The organism is Claveliimonas monacensis (assembly GCF_014982975.1).
Lineage (GTDB): Bacteria > Bacillota > Clostridia > Lachnospirales > Lachnospiraceae > Claveliimonas > Claveliimonas monacensis.
Genome location: NZ_JADCKL010000026.1, coordinates 1 through 4,559, shown reverse-complemented (window position 1 = coordinate 4,559; position 4,559 = coordinate 1). Strand labels below are relative to the sequence as shown.

The following is a 4,559-nucleotide window of genomic DNA, read 5'->3' as shown; positions in this document are numbered from 1 at the left end:
GTGGTTGGAGCCTTTCCGTAACCATCAAGTGGTAGGAGGAATGAACCAATCCACAGTATCTCCAAACAGTATAGCATACAGACCTTGGAGAGGGTCTATAAACACTACTACTATATAATACGAGGAGGATTCAAATGACCATAGACGAAGCAAGCAGGCGCTACAACATCCCGCTGGAAATGCTCCGGGAGTATGAGCGCTGGGGACTGTGCAAGGCAGTAAAAAAGGTAATGGGATCCTGGCAGTATGACGACACGGATCTGGAACGTCTGGGGCTTATCATGACCCTGCACGATATTGGCTTTGCTAGCTCCGAGATAGAGACCTACATGAAACTGCTGCTGGAAAAAGAGGGGAGTGAAGATCAGCGCCTCCGGATACTTGATCAGAAAAGGCGTATCCTTCTTGGCGAGATCCATTCCTGCGAAAAACGGCTGAGTCATCTGGACTATCTCCGCTACAATATCCGCAAAAACCAGGACAAAAAACAAACTGTTTAAGGAGGCATTTTTTATGAAAATTCAGGACAAAGAAACATTTGACAAGGCAAACGTATTTGGACAGGGACAGGAAAATACCGCTTTTGCTCAGTATTTTATCGGAAATTCCTATTTAAATCCTCTGACAGACCCGGCCGCCTGCGGGCTGGCTCTGGCCAACGTCACATTTGAGCCGGGCTGCCGCAACAACTGGCACATCCACCACGCAAAGACTGGCGGCGGACAGATCCTGATCTGCACGGCAGGAAGCGGCTGGTACCAGGAGGAGGGCAAGGATCCTGTAAGCCTGGAGCCGGGGACTGTCATCGTCATTCCGCCGGAAGTAAAACACTGGCACGGCGCCAAGGCTGACAGCTGGTTCTCCCACATTGCATTTGAGGCTCCGGGAACAGAGACCAGCAACGAGTGGCTGGAAGCTGTGGACGACGAAGCATATTCTAAACTGGACTAAACAGAAACAGAGGTGACGCACAATGAGCAGTTATTATGAGACAGATCCCGAATTTATGGAGCGTTTTGAACATTTTGCTTTTGACGAAGTTGTCAATGAAGAAGGACAGCAGCTTGACGATATCACCCGCCACATGGCCATCACCGCCACGCTGCTGGGCTGCCAGGGTATAGACGAGTTCCGTCTGGAAGTTCCCAGGGCCCTGGATGCCGGCCTTTCCCCTGTCATGTTAAAGGAAGTCATCTACCAGGCCGTGGATTACCTTGGTATCGGCCGGGTGCGCCCCTTCCTTGACGCGGCAAATGAGATCCTTACTTCCAGGGGCGTAAAACTCCCGCTGGAGGGGCAGGCCACCACCACCATGGAGGACCGCCTGGAGAAAGGGATACAGGCCCAGGCCGATATCTTCGGCGACCATATGAAAGAAGCATGGAAAGCCGGGCATATCAACCGCTGGCTGGCGGACAACTGCTTCGGCGACTACTACACCCGCACCGGCCTTAACTTAAAGCAGCGCGAGATGATCACCTTCTGCTTCCTGGCCGCCCAGGGCGGATGCGAGCCCCAGCTTACTTCCCACGCAAAGGGAAATATGAACCTGGGCAACGACAAGGACTTTCTGATCCGGGTCGTATCCCAGTGCCTGCCTTACATCGGCTACCCGAGAAGCCTCAACGCAGTGGCCTGCATCAACAAGGCTGCGGAGCAATAGAGACAATACTTTTCTGATTGCCTTATGGCCGGATTTATCTTATACTTAATGGTGTTGAAAACCAGAATGGAAAGGAGATCATTCCCATGAATTTTATATACCCTGCAATCTTCCGCAAAAAAGAAGACGGAACGTATCACGCCGTCTTCCCGGATCTTGCGTGCTGCGAGGCATCCGGCGACACCCTGGATGATGCCATCGACAACGCCAACGATGCGGCCCGCAATTGGATCTCAGTAGAGTTGGAAGAAGAGGAACCGGATCTGCCCTGCGTCTCCGACATAGAGGACATTTCGGTAGAAGAAGGCGATATCGTCCGCAATATTTCCGTCAATATCCGCTTTTATGAAGGATGGGATGAATAAGGTCAGAATAAAATAACCGGCAAAAAACAATAGGGCCCGCAGGCCCTATTGTTTTTTATATGCTCTGATACATTGCTACCCCTGCGCCGCAAAGTTTCCTGTGTACAGCTGGTAGTATTTTCCTTTCTTCTCGATGAGCTCGTCGTGCGTGCCTCTCTCGATGATGCGGCCCTGTTCCATGACCATGATACAGTCAGAGTTCTTAACTGTAGACAAACGGTGGGCGATGACAAAGGTGGTACGGCCCTTCATCAGGGCGTCCATGCCGGCCTGCACCAGCTTCTCCGTCCTGGTATCGATGGAGGAGGTTGCCTCATCCAGGATCAGCGCCGGGGGATCCGCCACAGCGGCTCTCGCAATGGCAAGAAGCTGCCTCTGGCCCTGGCTTAAGTTGGCGCCATCGCCCGTGAGCATGGTGTCGTAGCCGTCGGGAAGCCTGCGGATAAATCCGTCCGCGTTAGCCAGTTTCGCGGCCCGGATACACTCTTCATCCGTGGCATCCAGCTTTCCATAGCGGATATTGTCCATAACTGTGCCGGTAAAGAGATGGGTATCCTGGAGCACGATGCCGAGGGATCGTCTGAGATCCGGCTTCTTGATCTTATTGATGTTGATGCCATCGTAGCGGATCTTGCCGTCTGCGATATCATAAAACCGGTTGATCAGGTTCGTAATAGTAGTTTTTCCCGCTCCCGTGGCGCCCACAAAAGCGATCTTCTGCCCCGGCTTCGCGTAGAGGCTGATATTGTGGAGAACGATCTTCTCATCCATGTAGCCGAAATCTACATCGTCAAACACAACGCCGCCTTCCTGCTTTGTGTAGGTGACAGTGCCCTCTGCTTTGTGGGGATGTTTCCAGGCCCACAGGTTCGTGCGCACATCGGACTCTGTGAGCTGGCCGTTCTCGTCCTCTTTCGCATTGACCAGCTCCACATATCCCTCATCGATCTCCGGCTCCTGATCCATCAGATCAAACACACGCTGAGCGCCGGCTGCAGCGTTGACAACAAAGTTGAGCTGCTGGCTGACCTGGGTGATGGGGTTGGTAAAGCTCTTGTTCAGCCCAACAAAGGTGATCACAGTACCGATGGTGACACCGGCCAGGCCATTGATGCCCAGGATGGCTCCCACGATGGCAACCAGCGCGTAGCTGATCCAGCCGATGTTGGCATTGACAGGCATCAGCAGGTTGGCGTAGCGGTTGGCCTTGTCTGTGCTGTTCCTGAGCTTTTCATTTACTTTATGGAAGTCGGCCATGGCCTCCTCCTCGTGGCAGAACACCTTGACTACCTTCTGTCCGTCCAGCATCTCCTCTATAAAACCGTCCACAGCTCCCAGATCGATCTGCTGACGTACATAGTATTTCCCGGACAGACGGGAAAATCTGGATGTCACAAAAAGCATGACTGCTGCGGTGAGTATAGAGATCACTGTCAGCACCGGATTCAGGATGATCATAGTGACAAGGGTCGCCGCCATGGTGATCACAGAGTTGATGATCTGGGGAACACTCTGGCTGAGCATCTGCCGCAGCTGCTGCAGCTGTAATACTCCCTGCTTCCCTCTTCGGTACAGGTGGCGGCTTTTCCCTCTGTCTTGACGGGTGAATGCCCCACTGTTACATTGCATACCGCGGTTTTCTGACCGACGTCTGTCGTGACTGTGATCGTTGCCGTTCCTTCTTTTAATGCCTTTATGTTGCCGTTTACATCAACCATGACCACCTCGGGATCGCTGGATGTCCAAGTGACGCCCTGTTCTTCAGTCGGCACCTGCGCGCCGCCTGCACCATGGAAAGTGGGCTCCAGTTTCAGTGTTTCCCCGACTGTTATAGATGCGCTGTCCTGATTCAGGGAAACGGATTCCAGCACGGGCTGATAGATCTCATAATAGCCCGGATGATCCTGGCTCTCCACGACAGGGGTATAGCTGTTGATATTGCAGGCGGGGCGGATAAATGCCGTGTATCCCGGCGAACTTCTGCTGTCAATCCTTCCTGTTTGCATATTGACCAAATTGTTATGATATCCATAGCTCAAAAATACGGATCTGAGCCACCAGTTATTTTTCCAATAGCCGCGTGCTGCTCTTGTCTCACTGTTTGCCTGCGTATCATCAAAGTATTCCAGTTTTACTCCTTCATTCTTCCTTATGTACTTTGCGTCATACCCAAAGGTAGTATCATTAGCTCCGACTTCTACCAGGGACAGAAGAAAAAATCTATCTGTCAGATCCTCCATGTTAACGCCGGTGGCAGCATACGTACACTTGTACGTCGTGTCTAACACATATGGCAGCTCTTCGGAAGAAAAATAGGAGAGGAATGTATCCTGCAGCCATTTTCTTACATTGGAACCCCTGTAATTTGAATATTCCTTACTAAGACTTCCCATACCTGAAATGGGCTTCGCTCCTTGAAAATTCAATATTTCAGCTGACAAAATAGTGATTTATGCCCCTATAGCCTCTGGATGGAGTGCGTTACGCAGATATTTCGGCAGTCTCGCTTCAAAATCAGCAGTAAAAGCTGT

5 protein-coding genes and 1 pseudogene are annotated in these 4,559 nt (G+C 51.7%); 4 read left to right on the top strand and 2 right to left on the bottom strand.

The genetic code is table 11. The annotated features are described in order from the left end of the window. Positions 1-134: 134 nt before the first annotated feature. The 4 genes from INF30_RS14475 (at position 135) to INF30_RS14460 (ending at position 2,028) form a co-directional block, all read left to right on the top strand. Positions 135-500: a MerR family transcriptional regulator gene (locus INF30_RS14475; RefSeq protein ID WP_226395707.1), complete on the top strand. Its 366-nt coding sequence runs from the start codon at positions 135-137 to the stop codon at positions 498-500. A 13-nt stretch (positions 501-513) separates the two neighbouring features. Continuing rightward, the gene (locus INF30_RS14470) at positions 514-951 is read left to right on the top strand and encodes a cupin domain-containing protein (RefSeq protein ID WP_076778444.1); all 438 of its coding nucleotides are present in this window, start codon (positions 514-516) and stop codon (positions 949-951) included. Between the two features lie 22 nt (positions 952-973). After that, on the top strand, positions 974-1,663 hold the full coding sequence (locus INF30_RS14465; protein WP_076778446.1) for a carboxymuconolactone decarboxylase family protein: 690 nt from the start codon (positions 974-976) through the stop codon (positions 1,661-1,663). 86 nt (positions 1,664-1,749) lie between these two features. Further along, complete coding sequence (locus INF30_RS14460; RefSeq protein WP_226395706.1) at positions 1,750-2,028, top strand: type II toxin-antitoxin system HicB family antitoxin; 279 nt, start codon at positions 1,750-1,752, stop codon at positions 2,026-2,028. A 75-nt stretch (positions 2,029-2,103) separates the two neighbouring features. Here INF30_RS14460 and INF30_RS14455 read toward each other — a convergent pair. Both INF30_RS14455 and INF30_RS14450 read right to left on the bottom strand, forming a co-directional pair. Next, positions 2,104-3,561, bottom strand: a pseudogene (locus INF30_RS14455) (ABC transporter ATP-binding protein); the annotation flags it as partial. Further along, positions 3,513-4,421 carry a DUF6273 domain-containing protein gene (locus INF30_RS14450; RefSeq protein WP_226395708.1) on the bottom strand — a complete coding sequence of 303 codons (909 nt, stop codon included), beginning with the start codon at positions 4,419-4,421 and terminating at the stop codon, positions 3,513-3,515. The pseudogene INF30_RS14455 and the gene INF30_RS14450, both read right to left, overlap by 49 nt. Positions 4,422-4,559: the final 138 nt, after the last annotated feature.

Coding starts and splice junctions, on each gene's coding strand:
- INF30_RS14475 (WP_226395707.1), top strand. CDS start 135: ATGACCATAGACGAAGCAAGCAGGCGCTACAACATCCCGCTGGAAATG.
- INF30_RS14465 (WP_076778446.1), top strand. CDS start 974: ATGAGCAGTTATTATGAGACAGATCCCGAATTTATGGAGCGTTTTGAA.
- INF30_RS14450 (WP_226395708.1), bottom strand. CDS start 4,421: ATGGGAAGTCTTAGTAAGGAATATTCAAATTACAGGGGTTCCAATGTA.
- INF30_RS14470 (WP_076778444.1), top strand. CDS start 514: ATGAAAATTCAGGACAAAGAAACATTTGACAAGGCAAACGTATTTGGA.
- INF30_RS14460 (WP_226395706.1), top strand. CDS start 1,750: ATGAATTTTATATACCCTGCAATCTTCCGCAAAAAAGAAGACGGAACG.